The following is a 14,190-nucleotide window of genomic DNA, read 5'->3' as shown; positions in this document are numbered from 1 at the left end:
CGCAGGCACGCAGGCACGCAGGCACGCAGGCACGCAGGCACGCAGGCACGCAGGCACGCAGATGGCGGATCCTTGCGCCACGCTCCCACGCTGCTCCGGTTCCTGATTGTGGCGGTTTTAGCTGCCGCCCTCGCAGGGCAACCGATGCGCTGCAGCGTTTCAATACCTCGGTCTCGGCCCTGGCCCGCCAGCTCGGCGTCTCCTGGCACACGGCCTGGGACGCCATGAAGGCTGAAGCCACCCGCCGGCTCTCAGCCACCGGGCACCTGGCAGGAGTGAACGCGCTCGGCGTGGATGAGCATGTCTGGTCCCACACCGGCCCGCCGGGGTCCGGCATGGTCACCGGGATCGTGGACCACACCCGCGACGCGAACGGCGTGGTGCACGCCAGGTTGCTGGACCTCGTACCGGGCCGGTCCAGGAAAGCCCACGCCTACTGGCTCAAAGACCGGGGGTTGAATTTACCGCCGGGATCAAGACTGCGGCGCTGGATCCCTTCAGCGGCTACGCGAACGCGATCCGCGACGGACTGCCCGAAGCCATCACCGTCCTGGACGCGTTCCATGTCGTGAAGCCCGGCTCCGCGATGGTCGATGAAGTACGCCGCCGGGTCCGGCAAGACACGCTCGGGCACCGGGGCCGTAAGGGCGATCCGCTCTACGGGATCCGCCGGACCCTGCAGATCGGCGCCGAACACCTCACCGGCAAACAGGCCGCATGCCTCGATGCGAAACTCACCCTCGGGGACCCGGACCACGAAGTCACCATCGCCTGGCAGTGCTACCAGAAACTCCGCAACATCTACCACGCCACACCCGGGCCGGGCAGGGTACTCGTCATCGCGTCATTCCCGTCCTGCCCGACCCCTGAAGTCGCCCGGCTCGGCCGCACACTCAAACAATGGAAGGCCGTGATCCTGGCCTACTTCGACACCTCCGATGCCTCCAACGGCCCCACCGAAGCGATCAACGGCGTCATCGAAACCACCCGAAGAATCGCCCGCGGCTTCCGCAACTTCACCAACTACAGACTCAGATGCCTACTCGCCGCCGGCGGCCACCGCCCCTACCGTCAAAGAGACCAACCACGCCTAATGCGAAGAGCCCACATAGTGACGAATTCGTACCGCGTTCCATTCACTCTGCTTTGTACGCGGTAGTCCCGTACCCAACGCTTATCCAACGAATACTCTGAAATGCGGAGGAATCGTCCGAAGATCAGAGAAGGGCCTCTAAGGTCATTTCCCTTATAGATGAAAGCCTTACGGCATAGGTCGGAAGCTGGGGAAAGGTCTTGCCACCTAATCGTGAGGTCGGGAGATCGAGCCTCCCCACCGCTACAAACGCAGGTCATTGGGTTTCGCCTCTGACCTGCTTTTGTTTTAAGTGCTCACAGTCCATTTCAACGCTCCTGGTTGGTCCAAACTCGCTCTGGCAGTGGCCGGACAACGCTACCATGGAGTCGTTCTTCTCGCTGCTGCAGTCACGACCAGGATCGAGCAACCTGCCACCGCAGACGACGACAACGACGGTTGGGAACCTTAGCCCGTCGAATATGAAACAAACAACTCGCTGGCGCTCACCTTTGGCGAAGACCCGAGTCAACATGAGCCGGGGCAGTGGGACTGTCTGAATAACGGTGTGTGGAGTCCGGCCTGATCCGAAAGGAGACGGCCATGTCGGAGTCCACGACCGAGATGACAGGGGTGATGATCGATCCTGTGACGGGAGAGATCATCGATCAGAAGGAACTTGCGGAGCGGTTGCTCGCGCAGGCCAAGGAACAGGGCGTGAGCCTGGTCGGCCCCGGCGGGCTGCTGAACCAGCTAACCAGGAACGTGCTCGAGACCGCGCTGGAAGCTGAGCTGACCGAGCACCTCGGGCACGAACACGGTCAGACACCGGTCGGCGCCAACATGCGCAACGGCACCAGGTCAAAGACCGTGCTGACCGAGATCGGCCCGGTCGAGATTGAGGTGCCCCGGGATCGGGACGGATCGTTCGAGCCGGTAATCGTTCCCAAGCGGAAACGGCGTCTGGACGGGATCGATCAGATCGTCCTCTCGCTGTCCGCACGGGGGCTGACCACCGGGGAAATCGCCGCGCACTTCGAGGAGGTCTATGGCGCCAAGGTCTCCAAGGACACCATCAGCCGCATCACGGAGAAAGTCTCTGGCGAATTGGCCGAATGGTCTGCCCGGCCTTTGGATTCGGTCTATCCGGTGCTCTTCGTTGACGCGGTCGTGGTCAAGGTCCGTGACGGGCAGGTGCGCAACACCCCGTTCTACGTCGTCATGGGGGTCACCACCAACGGGGAGCGGGAGATTCTGGGCATCTGGGCCGGCGACGGCGGCGAGGGCGCCCGGTTCTGGCTGCAGGTATTCTCCGAGCTGAAGAACCGGGGCGTGGAAGAGGTGTTGATCGCCGTCTGCGACGGGCTCAAGGGCTTGCCGGAGGCGATCACAACCACGTGGGAGCGAACGGTCGTGCAGCAGTGCATCGTGCACTTGATCCGCAACAGCTTCCGCTATGCCGGACGCCAGCACCGTGACGGTATCGTCAAGGCGCTCAAGCCCGTCTATACGGCCCCGTCCGAGCAAGCGGCGAAGGACCGGTTCGCCGAGTTCACGGCCGAATGGGGCCAGCGATATCCGGCCATCGTGCGGCTCTGGGAATCCTCGTGGGCTGAGTTCGTGCCCTTCCTGGAGTACGACGTGGAGATCCGGCGGGTGATCTGCACGACGAACGCAATCGAGTTGATCAACGCCCGCTACAGAAGGGCAGTAAGGGCCCGCGGGCACTTTCCAAATGAAACCGCTGCCCTGAAATGCCTGTATCTGGTCACCAGATCGCTTGATCCCACCGGCGGCGGCCGGGCACGCTGGGTGATGAGGTGGAAGCCTGCCCTAAACGCGTTCGCGATTACCTTCGCGGGCCGGTTCGAAAGAACCACTCAATAATGAAAAGCGGCCGGACCCACACACCGTTTATCGGACAGTCCCGGGGCAGTTCCAAGGACGGTCGGCGCTTCGGCCGGGGGGTCTTCGCGAAAATGTGCGGGTTTCCACACAATGCCAGGCGCAGCATTGCCCGGGTTCGTCCGCGGGGATTAGGTTGTCCCCAGATCCAGGCGTTCGATTACCCGGACATTCAGTGCGCAAGCTGGTGTCGACTGAGATTGCTTTCCTCAACGGTTAAGGATTAGAGATGTCAAAAGCTAAAGCGCCAGTGAGTCGCCCGGCTGGTTTTTGTTCACGCAGGTCGCGGGATTTGCGGCTCCATGTACTGCTGGCAGCACCGCTGACAGCGCTGTTGCTTGCGCTGGGTGTTGTGGTGGTACCTGCGGCGTCGGCCGCTCCCGGTGATGTTGGGGTTCAGGGCCCGTCGCATTCCGGGACGGGCACACCGACGGGTACGAAGCGGTCAACGAGTGGGTTGTGGTTTCACGGCGGGAGCTGGTGGGGGAACCTGTGGCACACCGCTAGCTCGGATTTTCATATCTTCAAGTTCAACGCCGGGACGTGGGTTGATACTGGTGTGGCGACGGACCCGCGGGCGAACACGCATCATGACGTGTTGTGGGACGGGATGACGTTGCATGTGGCGAGCTATAAGTTCGTCAAGGACGGTCTGCCGGCTGAGCCGAACTACCCAACGACCATGCGGCGTTACAGCTACGACCCGGTTACGAAGATGTACAAGCTGCGGGATTCCTCACAGATCAACAACCAGCGCGTTGAGGCCCTGACCATCGATAAGGACTCGACCGGCCGGGTATGGGCGACGTGGCAGCAGAGGAACAAAATCTATTTGAACGTCACTGGCACAGATGGCAAAACGTGGGGGAAGCCGTTCGCGCATCCTTCGTCCTTGAGCAACGTGTCTGTGGACGACACCTCGGCTGTGATCGCGTTCGACGGAAAGATCGGCGTGATGTGGAACCGGCAGCTCGGTGACGCCAATGACGGCATGTACTGGAGCCACCACGTCGATGGAGCAGCGAACACCAACTGGACCACTCCTGTCGCCGCGGTGAAGGGGCAGCGCAGCGGTGATGACCACATGAACCTGAAGTGGCTCGACTCGACGGGTGATCAAGTTTTCGCCGCCATCAAGACGTCGTTCACGGCGGCATCCCAGCCGCTGATTCAGCTGTTGGCATTGAATAAAACGACCAAGACCTGGTCGGCGCACACCATTGCAACTGTGGCCGAGTGCCCGAACCGGGTGATGGTCCTGATCGATGAGAGCACGCAGAGGTTGCGTACCTTCGCTACCTATCCAAAACCGAGCGGCACACCGAACGCCGGTGCCTGCACCAGCTCGGGAGGCGCGATCTACGAAAAGTCCTCGCCGCTGAACAACATCAACTTCACCACAGCGACGAAGACGCTTCGTATCATGGACGCCGACCAGTACACCCACAACGTGACATCCACGAAGCAAAACCTCAACAGCGCGGCGCGGGGCACGGCCAACAGCGGCCTGTTGCTGCTCGCAGATGTGAACGCCACAAGCCGGTACTGGCACTTTTACGAGCCCCCCACAGGTGCCGCCGGCGGGTGATATCAGCTAGCTGCGGCGGTTAAAAGTCCCACCGCTACAGGTAAGGCCCCCGGAACCCCACGGTTCCGGGGCCCTTTCTTTTGGTCCGCTGAGTCGCCTTCACACCCTGCGCTCCGGATCCCACCCCAGTCTGCGGCTGAGCTCCATGGCTGCACGGTCCAAAGCAGCCAGGATCATGTCGTCCAGCATGCCTTCATGGGCGGGCGGAAGCGCGGGCACCTGTTTGTCGTAGGTGTGGGTCACGGCGATTGAAGCCACCACCCTTCCGGTACGGTCCCGGACAGCCTTGGCGATGGAGGTCAGTCCTTCGGTCACCTCGCCGAACTCACGGGCAAACCCTTGCCTCCGGGTGGAAGCCAGCTGCTGGAGCAGCTCGGCGTAGGTCCGCGGGCCCCGGCCGGTCCGCTGGATAAAGGCAAAATTGGGCGGGAACAGTGCCTGCAACTGGTCATTGCCCAAACCGGCGAGGATAACCCGTCCCGACGCCGTCAGGTGCGCCGGCAGGCGGACGTCCTTCGCTGTGACCAAGGGCGCCCGCAGGGGAGCGGTTTGTTCGTGGATGTAGAGCGTTTCGTGGCCATGAAGGACCGCCAGATGGGCGGTTTCACCCACCTTGGCCACCAGTCGGGCCAGGACGGGGCGGCCGTACCTGGCCAAGGGCGCCTGAATGCCGAACGCCTGGCCAATTTCCAGGGCCGCGAGGCCCAGGGCATAGGCCTGTTCCTCGGGAATGTGGGTCACATACCCCAGTGTTTGCATTCCGCGGAGAAGCCGGAAGGTGGAAGAACGCGGGGACCCTACGGCCTCGGCAATCCTTGCGGCTGAGACCGGATTTGCCTGTGTCGCCAGGTAGCTGAGAATCCGAAGGGGCCGCAGGAAACTGTCTGCTTCACCGCCCATGGCCCCTCCAGTGGTGTGAATCTCATATCTGGGACTGCTTTCCCATGCATTCCATTGTCCCCGTCCGCGATTCACGGTGCGATGGTTCTATTCAGAAAATGCTGGTCCACAGGGGCCGGCACTTAATCAGGAGACAGACCGATGGCCATCACCTCAGACGCCCCCCGCACGGCGTCGCGCCACACTTGGAAACTATTCGTTTACAGCGGCATCGGCGCGTTTATGTTCTTTGTGCCGGTGACGATTGCAGGAAAAAACACCATCATGCTGGACCACATCGTCTCCTTTCTTCAGGCGACTGCCGGTCCGGTCCTGCCGTTTTATGCGCTGGCCGTCATTGTTGCCGGTGCCGTATATCCCTTTATCGCCGGCACCTGGAAGAGGTCCGCGGTTGAGCTGGTCTTCTCGCTGCTGAAAGTGGTGGGAATGGCGGTGGGCTTCATGATGGTCTTCAGGGTGGGGCCGGCATGGTTGTTTGAACCCGGCATGGGGCCGTTCCTGTTTGAAAAGCTCGTGATTCCCGTGGGGCTGCTTGTCCCAATCGGTGCTGTGTTCCTGGCACTTCTGGTCAGCTATGGACTGCTCGAGTTCATTGGTGTCCTTGTCCAGCGCGTGATGCGTCCCATTTGGCGGACCCCGGGGCGCTCCGCGATCGACGCCGTTGCCTCCTTCGTGGGCAGCTACTCCCTCGGCCTGCTCATCACGAACCGGGTCTACAAAGAAGGCAAGTACACGGCCCGTGAGTCTGCCATCATTGCCACTGGGTTCTCCACCGTATCCGCCACCTTCATGGTTATTGTGGCCAAGACCCTGGACCTGATGGGCCAGTGGACCGCCTACTTCTGGATCACCTTCCTGGTCACCTTCGCGGTCACCGCCATCACGGTCAGGATCTGGCCCTTGAACAGCATCCCGGACGAATACCACCCCGATGCCGTACCGCAGCCCGAAGAGGACGTTTCCGGCCGCCGCCTCTCGGTCGCCTGGCGTGAAGCGCGCCAAACTGTGGAAGCAGCACCCTCACTCGCTGTCAATGTCTGGACCAACGTCAGGGACGGCCTCCTGATGGCAATGGCCATCCTTCCCTCCATCCTCTCCATCGGCCTGCTGGGACTGGTCCTTGCTACCTACACCCCCGTCTTCGACTGGTTGGGCTTCCTTTTCTATCCCTTCACCTGGGCGCTCCAACTGCCCGAGCCCATGCTCGTGGCAAAGGCCAGTGCGGTCGGTGTTGCAGAGATGTTCCTTCCCGCGCTCCTTGCGGCGGAGGCGGTACCGATGGTCAAGTTCATTGTTGGTGTTGTGTCCGTGTCCGGAATCATCTTCTTTTCCGCCCTGGTTCCCTGCATCATGGCCACGGATATCCCGATCCCGGTCTGGAAGCTGGTGGTTATCTGGTTCCAGCGGGTCGCTTTGACGCTGATCCTTGTGACCCCCATAGCGTTCCTGTTGTTTCCGTCCTAGAACACGGGCTGGATTCACCTGGAGGTCCAAAGCGGGGCCGGCGACCCTCGCCGGCCCCGCTTTCACCTGCGTGACAACTTCCCCGTTTCGCCGTAGCTTTGCGGCAACTGATGTTGGGGGAAGCACGTGGACGTTCTTGGCGAAATCATGGCTCCGTTCAGGTGGCTCGTGTCCGTCGTTATGGTCGGCTTTCACGACGCCCTGAGTGCCATCGGCATGCCGCCAGCGGACGGCTGGACATGGACGCTGTCCATCATTGGGCTGGTGCTGGTGATCCGGGCTGCATTGATCCCCGTGTTCCTGAGACAGCTCGACGCGCAGCGCCGGATGCGGTTACTGCAGCCGGACCTGAAGGAGCTTCAGGAAAAGTACAGGGACAAAACCGACGCGCTTTCCCGCCAGGCCATGGTGCAGGAGCAGATGGCGTTGTACAGGAAGCACGGCACCAACCCCTTCTCGGCCTGCCTGCCAGTGCTGATCCAGGTGCCGTTCTTCCTTGCCCTGTTCCAGGTCCTCTCCGGCATCAGCACGAGCGCCCGGCAGGGGCAGGGGATCGGCGCGATGACCCACGCCCAGGTGCTGCAGTTCGATCAGTCCAGCATCTTCGACGCCTCGCTGTCCGCGTCAGTGCTGCACGGGGGCGATGGTAACCAGACTGCCGTGGGGGTCCTGACCCTCCTGATGATCCTGGTGATGATCGCGGCCCAGTTCATCGCGCAAAAGCGGATCATGGCGCGGAGCGGGGCCGCCGGCGTCCCGGAAAGCCCCTTCATGCGGCAGCAACAGATGATCCTGTACATCCTGCCGGTTGTGTTCGGCGTGGGCGGCATACTGTTTCCCATCGGGGTGCTCGTCTATTGGACGGTCACCAACCTCTGGACAATGGCCCAGCAACTCCTTGTGCGTGACCGGCGGGCTTCAGGCACTGCCTAGTCCCGTCCGGAACCAGTGCTGAAGGTCTTACTGAATGCCGCAGGCGCAGGCAGAATGGGCCAATGGCTGACCTGATTTACACGGGCATCGCATCCCTGGACGGCTACGTCGCCGACCGCCACGGCAACTTCGACTGGAGTGCACCGGATGAGGAAGTCCATGCCTTCATCAATTACCTGGAGCGCGACGCCGGCACACACCTTTACGGGCGGCGCATGTACGAGGTCATGTCCGTCTGGGAGACCCTGGGCGGAAGCGACGACCCGCCCGTAATCCAGGACTACGCGCGCATCTGGCAGGCAGCAGACAAAATCGTCTTCTCCGGATCTTTGGACAAACCACTGACTGCAAGGACAACAATCCAGCGGGCTTTCGAACCGGATGCCATCCGGGACCTGAAGGAGCGCACCGGCGGCAGCATCGGCCTCGGCGGCGCCACCCTTGCTGCCAGCGCGCTCCAGGCGGGGCTGGTGGACGAGTGCCGGATCTTCCTCAACCCGGTGGCGGTGGGAGGTGGACTGCGGTTCCTGCCGGAGGGGCTGAACCTGCGGCTCGAGCTGTTGTCCGAGCGAAGGTTCGGCAACGGCGTGGTCTATCTGCAGTACCGATGCCTGACCTAAGGGGCAGAATGGGTCCATGACCCGAATCGCAATCATCGGCGGCCACGGCAAAGTGGCCCTCCACCTGTCCGCCATCCTCACGGATGAGGGCCACAGCGTCACCTCGTTCATCCGCAACCCGGACCATGCCGCCGACGTGGCTGAAACGGGCGCAACGCCGTCGGTCCTGGATGTGGAAAATTCGACGACGGCGGCGCTCGCCCAGGCGCTGAAGGGCCACGACGCAGTGGTGTGGTCGGCCGGTGCCGGCGGCGGGAACCCGGACCGGACCTATGCCGTGGACAAGGATGCGGCCATCCGTTCCATGGATGCGGCTGTGCAGGCCGGCGTTAACCGTTACGTGATGGTGTCGTACCTGGGAGCACGCCAGGACCACGGCGTGCCGCAAAGCAACAGCTTTTTTGCCTACGCAGAGGCGAAAGCTGCCGCTGATGAGTACCTGCGCGGCACTGACCTCGCCTGGACCATCCTTGGCCCCGGCACCCTGACGGAGAAGCCAGGGACGGGATTGATCAGGGTGGACCCCTCATCCGGGGACAGCAGGGAAACCTCGCGGAGCAACACCGCGGGAGTGGCTGCAGCGGTGCTGGACCTCCCGGAAACAGCAGGCAGGACCATCGAATTCTGTGACGGTACCCTCCCCATCGCGGCTGCCCTGCAGCCGTAAGTCCGTGCTAGGAAAGCGGGGCCAGTTCAAGGTCCAGGGAATTCTTTTCCACGTAGTCCAGCGCCGCCCGGACTGCTCCGACTGTCACCATCGCGTCCCCCAGCGGCGAAACAGCGATGCGTGGGGGAGTGGCCGTGAAGTCCGGCAGACGCTCGGCGATCGGTCCAAGCAGGACGCCCGCGGAGTTCGCCACGGCGCCGCCGATGACCACAAGCTCCGGGTTGTACATGGTGGACACGGTGCCAATGACCCGGGCCATCCTGTCCGCCAGCCGCTCCAGGATATCCTGGGCCACGGCATCGCCAGCAGCTGCAGCGGCAAAGACATGCTCGGCCTCGGCGCCATGGCGGGCGTGGGTGTTCAGGGACGTCGTGGCTGTGCCGGCCATGGCTTCCGCCGCCCACGTCCGGGCAAGGTGGGCAATGCCGTAGGTGTCGCCCACGCCCTGGACCAGGTCCAGGAAGGCCAACTCACCGGCGCTGCCGCGGCTGCCGTGCAGCAGCCGCCCGCCGTCGATGACGCCGGAACCGAGGCGCTCACTTGCGAGGATGACCACCACGTCGTCCACCCCGGCAGCCGCGCCCAGCCATCGGTCCCCGAGCGCTGCCAGGTTGGCATCGTTTTCCAGCAGTACCGTCCAGCCGCGCAGTTCTTTCAATGATGAGCGCAGGTCGATGTCGAACAGGCCCCAGAACTTCTGCGCTGCGAGCACGTCACCGTGCCGGTCCACGGGAGCGGCAACGCCGGCACAGACGGCGAGTACCTCTTCCGGTCGGGCTGACGCCTCGCCCAGTGCCTCCATCGCCAGCCGGTCAATGAAGTTGATGCGCTGCGCCGCAGTAAGGTCGGCCACCTCGAAGGGCCGGCTCGATTTCGCTACTGTGTCACCGCGCAAATCCGCAACCACCACCGTCACCTTGGAATAGCCGACGTCCAGGCCAAGGACGATGCCGGCCCGTTCGTTGAGTTCAAACCTGCGGGCGGGACGGCCCTTCCGGTAGTCACCAAAGGCCCGCTGGTTTTCGAGCTCGTGGATCCACCGCCGGTCCTTCAGGTCCTCGCACACGGCGATAGCGGTTGCCCTGGTCAGGCCGGTGGCCTCCATGACCTCCGTGACCGTCACCGCGGCCGAAAGGCGCATGAATTCCAGGACCGCGCCTGCGCTCACCCGCCGCAGCAGCCCGGGCGTGGCAAGGGGCACTTGAGGCATGCTGTTGACCTTTCTGCGCGGAGCACCGGATACTATTTGAGGAAGTAAATTTAGATTCAAAATAAATATAGTCGACAAGAAGAAAAGGATCACCCCTTGTCCACCACTGCCACGCTGGCAACCCTGTCCGACTCCGACCGTCTGTCCGATCCGAACTGGTGGCGCCAGGCTTCCGTCTACCAGATCTATCCGCGCAGCTTCGCCGATTTCAATGGCGACGGCATCGGCGACCTGAAAGGCATCACGGCCAAGGTCCCCTACCTGAAGTCGCTGGGGATCGACGCCGTGTGGCTCAGCCCCTTCTATCCGTCAGCGCTCGCCGACGGCGGCTACGACGTGGACCACTACCGGGACGTCGACCCCAAGCTCGGCACCCTGGACGACTTCGACGAGATGGCCAAGGCCCTGCATGGTGCCGGCATCAAGCTGATTGCCGACATCGTCCCCAACCATTCCTCGGACCGGCATGAGTGGTTCAAGGAGGCCCTGGCCTCACCGAAGGGCTCCCCGGCCCGCGACCGCTACATCTTCCGGGACGGCAAGGGTCCCAACGGGGAGTTCCCGCCGTCGGACTGGGACTCCGTCTTCGGCGGACCGGCCTGGGAACGCATCACCGAACCGGACGGCACCCCGGGCCAGTGGTACATGCACATCTTCGCCAAGGAGCAGCCGGATCTGAACTGGTCCAACCGGGAAATCCGCGACGACTTCCTCAAGACCTTGCGCTTCTGGTCGGACCGGGGCGTGGACGGCTTCCGGGTGGACGTGGCCCACGCCCTCACCAAGGACCTGACGGAGCCGCTGCTCTCCAAGCTGGAACTGAGCGCCGCCAACACCGGCATCGACGGTTTCGACGACGGCACGCACCCGTTCTGGGACCGCGACGAAGTCCACGAGATCTACGCCGAATGGCGTGAGGTGTTCAACGAATACAACCCGCCGCGCACCGCCGTCGCGGAAGCCTGGGTCCACGCCACCCGGCGCGCCCGCTACGCCAGCCCGCAGGGCCTGGGCCAGGCGTTCAACTTCGACCTGCTGCAGGCCGATTTTGATGCTGCCGAGTACAAGGAGATCATCACCCGGAACCTCGCCGAAGCAGCCGCAACCGGCGCTTCCTCCACATGGGTGTTCTCCAACCACGATGTTGTCCGGCACGCCACCCGGTACGGCCTGCCCCAGGTTTCCAAGGGCAAGGAGCGCACCAAGGGACAGGACGGCAAGGACTGGCTGCTCGCCGGCGGCCCGGAGGAGGAACTGGACGTTGAGCTGGGCGAACGCCGTGCCCGCGCCGCCACACTGCTGATGCTCGCCGTTCCCGGTTCCGCCTACCTGTACCAGGGCGAGGAACTCGGGCTGCAGGAAGTCGCCGACATCCCGGAATCGGAGCGCCAGGACCCGTCCTTCTTCCGCAACAAGGGTGTGGAAGTGGGCCGTGACGGCTGCCGCGTGCCGCTGCCCTGGAAGGTGGAGGGAACCTCCTTCGGCTTTGGCGACGGCGGCTCACACCTGCCGCAGCCGGACTGGTTCAGCAAGTACGCCGTCGAGGCACAGGACGGGACAGAGGGTTCCACCCTCGAGCTGTACCGCGCCGCCCTGAAGCTCCGCCGCGAACTGCAGACCGACGAGGAGCTGGAATGGGTCGAGACCGGCAACCCTGAGGTCCTGCACTTCCGCCGCCCCAACGGCTGGCAGTCGGTGACCAACTTCGGGAACACCGCCGTCGACCTACCGGCCGGCAAGGTACTGGTCAGCAGCGCGTCCCTGGCGGACGGCAAGCTGCCCGCCAACACCACCGCGTGGCTTCGCTGATGCACGGACCCGGCGGAAGACTGGCCTCCTGATGGGGACATGATGCAGGAACTCATCTACGGCTGCATGGGCCTGGGCGGCAGCTGGTCCGACGAGCCGCATGCAGGCGAGCATGTGGACGAGGCCGCTGCCGCCGTCGAGGCTGCCCTGGATGCCGGGATCACCCTGTTTGACCATGCGGACATCTACCGCAGCGGCAAGTCGGAGGCCGTCTTCGGTGAGGTGCTGGATGCCACCTTGGGGCTGCGGGACCGCATCCGGCTGCAGACCAAGTGCGGAATCAGGCTGAACGAACGCGGCCTGCAGACGCACTACGACCTCAGCCGCGAAGCCATCCTGGAACGGGTCAGCGAAAGCCTGAAACGGCTGCGGACGGACTACGTGGACATCCTGCTGCTGCACCGCCCGGATCCCCTGGCGGATCCGGCGGAGGTGGCGGCCGCCGTCGGGCAGCTGATGGCTGAGGGCAAGGTCAGGCAGCTGGGTGTGTCCAACATGTCCGGCGCGCAGATCGAGGTGCTGCAGGACCGGCTGGAGACGCCCGTTGTGGCCAACCAGCTGGAGATGAGCCTGCTCAAGCGGGCATGGCTGGAGAGCCAGGTTCTGGTCAACCACGCCGAGCACCTGGACTACAGCTTTCCGCACGGCACGCTGGAATACTGCACGCGCAACTCCATCACCCTGCAGGCGTACGGGTCCCTGGCCCGCGGCCTCTACACCGGCGCGGAACCGGAGAGCCCCACATCGGCGGAATCGGCCACCGCCGAGCTGGTTGCCCGGCTGGCGGGGGAGCACGGCACAACCGGCGAGGCAGTGCTGCTCGGGTGGCTGATGAAGCACCCGGCAGGCATCGCCCCGGTCATTGGAACGGTCAACCCCGCACGGATCCGTGCCTGTGCTGATGCTGCCCGCGTGGCGCAGGCCATGAGTCGGGCCGACTGGTACCGCCTCTGGGTTACTGCGCGGGGCAGCAACATCCCCTGACTTCCCCCAACTAGGTAGCAGCAGGTGTCGTTTTGAGCCCTCAAAACGACACCTGCTGCTACCTGCATCCGGGCATGGGCCTGTCATATCGCGTTTAGTTCGTATTGATCCTCACATGCCGGCCGTTTTCTTCGCCGTGCCGCTGGCGGGGCGGATACGGTAGATACATGACGTCTACCATCGCCGCCGAAACTGTACGGCCCGAACGCAATATCCCCGCAGAGATCGCCCGCTCCTGGCTCCTGGTCAATGCCATGAAGACCGAACTCTTCGACCAGTCGGCAGTGTCCCGCGCCGACTCGATCATCCTGGATATTGAAGATGCCGTGGACCCTTCCCAGAAGGACCAGGCGCGGAACAACGTGGTGGACTGGCTCACCGCAGGTGGCAAGGCCTGGGTGCGCATCAACGATGCCACCAGCCGGTTCTGGGCAGACGACCTCGCCGGCCTCCGCGGTACGCCCGGCCTCCTTGGCATCATGCTTGCCAAGACTGAATCGGCCGACCAGGTGACGGAAAGCTTCCACCGCATGGACGGCAAGACCCCCGTCATTCCGCTCGTGGAATCCGCACTGGGCATCGAGGAAGCCAACCAGATCGCCAAGGCGCAGGGCGCTTTCCGCCTGGCCTTCGGTTCCGGCGACTTCCGCCGGGACACCGGCATGGCCGCCACGCCGGAGGCCATGGCCTACCCGCGCGCCAAGCTCGTTGTCGCAAGCCGCGTGGGCAACCTTCCCGGCCCCATTGACGGCCCCACCGTCGGCACCAACCACCCGATCCTGCGCGAGCAGACCGGCATTACCGTGATGATGGGCATGACCGGCAAGCTGTGCCTGGCCATCGACCAGACGCCCGTCATCAACGAAGTCATCAGCCCCACCCCCTCGGACGTTGCCTGGGCCACCGACTTCATGGCCGACTTCGAAGCCAATGGCCGCGTTATCCGTGACGGCTCCGACCTGCCCCGGCTGGGCCGCGCCGAAAAGATCATGAAGCTCGCGGTAGCCTTTGGGGTGCAGCCGGCGCTGTAGTGCCCCC

Annotated in this window: 13 protein-coding genes; 11 read left to right on the top strand and 2 right to left on the bottom strand. The window is 63.7% G+C overall.

Annotated features, from left to right (window positions below; all coding sequences use genetic code 11):
- Window positions 1–224 precede the first annotated feature (224 nt).
- From NXY83_RS14860 to NXY83_RS14845, 4 genes are all read left to right on the top strand, one after another.
- A complete protein-coding gene (locus NXY83_RS14860) occupies window positions 225–572 on the top strand; it encodes a hypothetical protein (protein WP_258802961.1) in 348 nt (115 codons plus the stop codon).
- The gene (locus tag NXY83_RS14855; protein WP_309484143.1) at window positions 473–1,159 is read left to right on the top strand and encodes a transposase; all 687 of its coding nucleotides are present in this window, start codon (window positions 473–475) and stop codon (window positions 1,157–1,159) included. The genes NXY83_RS14860 and NXY83_RS14855 overlap by 100 nt, the downstream gene beginning before the upstream one ends.
- Window positions 1,160–1,708: 549 nt before the next feature.
- Window positions 1,709–2,959: an IS256 family transposase gene (locus NXY83_RS14850; protein ID WP_258806244.1), complete on the top strand. Its 1,251-nt coding sequence runs from the start codon at window positions 1,709–1,711 to the stop codon at window positions 2,957–2,959.
- Window positions 2,960–3,206: 247 nt separating this feature from the next.
- A complete protein-coding gene (locus NXY83_RS14845) occupies window positions 3,207–4,565 on the top strand; it encodes a hypothetical protein (RefSeq protein WP_258802960.1) in 1,359 nt (452 codons plus the stop codon).
- A gap of 99 nt (window positions 4,566–4,664) precedes the next feature.
- Here NXY83_RS14845 and NXY83_RS14840 read toward each other — a convergent pair whose 3' ends face one another.
- Window positions 4,665–5,465, bottom strand: a complete 801-nt coding sequence (locus tag NXY83_RS14840; RefSeq protein ID WP_397427329.1) for an IclR family transcriptional regulator — start codon at window positions 5,463–5,465, stop codon at window positions 4,665–4,667.
- 141 nt (window positions 5,466–5,606) lie between these two features.
- Here NXY83_RS14840 and NXY83_RS14835 point away from each other — a divergent pair, with 141 nt between their 5' ends.
- From NXY83_RS14835 to NXY83_RS14820, 4 genes are all read left to right on the top strand, one after another.
- Window positions 5,607–6,929, top strand: a complete 1,323-nt coding sequence (locus NXY83_RS14835; RefSeq protein WP_258802958.1) for a YjiH family protein — start codon at window positions 5,607–5,609, stop codon at window positions 6,927–6,929.
- Between the two features lie 147 nt (window positions 6,930–7,076).
- Window positions 7,077–7,862: a membrane protein insertase YidC gene (yidC, locus tag NXY83_RS14830; RefSeq protein WP_258802957.1), complete on the top strand. Its 786-nt coding sequence runs from the start codon at window positions 7,077–7,079 to the stop codon at window positions 7,860–7,862.
- Window positions 7,863–7,924: 62 nt separating this feature from the next.
- Window positions 7,925–8,482 (top strand): dihydrofolate reductase family protein, encoded by a 558-nt coding sequence (locus NXY83_RS14825; RefSeq protein ID WP_258802956.1) that lies wholly within the window; start codon window positions 7,925–7,927, stop codon window positions 8,480–8,482.
- A 16-nt stretch (window positions 8,483–8,498) separates the two neighbouring features.
- The gene (locus NXY83_RS14820; RefSeq protein WP_258802955.1) at window positions 8,499–9,149 is read left to right on the top strand and encodes an SDR family oxidoreductase; all 651 of its coding nucleotides are present in this window, start codon (window positions 8,499–8,501) and stop codon (window positions 9,147–9,149) included.
- A gap of 7 nt (window positions 9,150–9,156) precedes the next feature.
- On the opposite strand, the gene NXY83_RS14815 is transcribed toward NXY83_RS14820, so the two are convergent.
- Window positions 9,157–10,359, bottom strand: coding sequence for an ROK family protein (locus tag NXY83_RS14815; RefSeq protein WP_258802954.1), 1,203 nt, complete (start codon window positions 10,357–10,359; stop codon window positions 9,157–9,159).
- Between the two features lie 96 nt (window positions 10,360–10,455).
- On the opposite strand from NXY83_RS14815, the gene NXY83_RS14810 reads away from it, so the two are divergent.
- The 3 genes from NXY83_RS14810 to NXY83_RS14800 all read left to right on the top strand — a co-directional run bounded on the left by NXY83_RS14810 (window position 10,456) and on the right by NXY83_RS14800 (window position 14,183).
- On the top strand, window positions 10,456–12,168 hold the full coding sequence (locus tag NXY83_RS14810) for a glycoside hydrolase family 13 protein (protein ID WP_258802953.1): 1,713 nt from the start codon (window positions 10,456–10,458) through the stop codon (window positions 12,166–12,168).
- Window positions 12,169–12,210: 42 nt separating this feature from the next.
- Window positions 12,211–13,152, top strand: a complete 942-nt coding sequence (locus NXY83_RS14805) for an aldo/keto reductase (protein WP_258806242.1) — start codon at window positions 12,211–12,213, stop codon at window positions 13,150–13,152.
- 167 nt (window positions 13,153–13,319) lie between these two features.
- Window positions 13,320–14,183, top strand: coding sequence for an HpcH/HpaI aldolase/citrate lyase family protein (locus tag NXY83_RS14800; protein WP_258802952.1), 864 nt, complete (start codon window positions 13,320–13,322; stop codon window positions 14,181–14,183).
- The last annotated feature ends 7 nt before the right edge of the window (window positions 14,184–14,190 follow it).

The sequence above is a fragment of the Pseudarthrobacter sp. NS4 genome (assembly GCF_024758005.1).
Classification (GTDB): Bacteria; Actinomycetota; Actinomycetes; order Actinomycetales; family Micrococcaceae; genus Arthrobacter.
The sequence above is the reverse complement of the archived record's forward strand: the minus strand, read 5'-3'. Positions and strand labels throughout refer to the sequence as shown.

What these genes read in the sequence shown, in the direction of transcription:
- NXY83_RS14825 (WP_258802956.1), top strand. Translation starts at nt 7,925, where the DNA reads ATGGCTGACCTGATTTACACGGGCATCGCATCCCTGGACGGCTACGTC.
- NXY83_RS14840 (WP_397427329.1), bottom strand. Translation starts at nt 5,465, where the DNA reads ATGGGCGGTGAAGCAGACAGTTTCCTGCGGCCCCTTCGGATTCTCAGC.
- NXY83_RS14815 (WP_258802954.1), bottom strand. Translation starts at nt 10,359, where the DNA reads ATGCCTCAAGTGCCCCTTGCCACGCCCGGGCTGCTGCGGCGGGTGAGC.
- NXY83_RS14800 (WP_258802952.1), top strand. Translation starts at nt 13,320, where the DNA reads ATGACGTCTACCATCGCCGCCGAAACTGTACGGCCCGAACGCAATATC.
- yidC (WP_258802957.1), top strand. Translation starts at nt 7,077, where the DNA reads ATGGCTCCGTTCAGGTGGCTCGTGTCCGTCGTTATGGTCGGCTTTCAC.
- NXY83_RS14835 (WP_258802958.1), top strand. Translation starts at nt 5,607, where the DNA reads ATGGCCATCACCTCAGACGCCCCCCGCACGGCGTCGCGCCACACTTGG.
- NXY83_RS14820 (WP_258802955.1), top strand. Translation starts at nt 8,499, where the DNA reads ATGACCCGAATCGCAATCATCGGCGGCCACGGCAAAGTGGCCCTCCAC.
- NXY83_RS14805 (WP_258806242.1), top strand. Translation starts at nt 12,211, where the DNA reads ATGCAGGAACTCATCTACGGCTGCATGGGCCTGGGCGGCAGCTGGTCC.
- NXY83_RS14860 (WP_258802961.1), top strand. Translation starts at nt 225, where the DNA reads ATGAAGGCTGAAGCCACCCGCCGGCTCTCAGCCACCGGGCACCTGGCA.
- NXY83_RS14850 (WP_258806244.1), top strand. Translation starts at nt 1,709, where the DNA reads ATGATCGATCCTGTGACGGGAGAGATCATCGATCAGAAGGAACTTGCG.
- NXY83_RS14845 (WP_258802960.1), top strand. Translation starts at nt 3,207, where the DNA reads ATGTCAAAAGCTAAAGCGCCAGTGAGTCGCCCGGCTGGTTTTTGTTCA.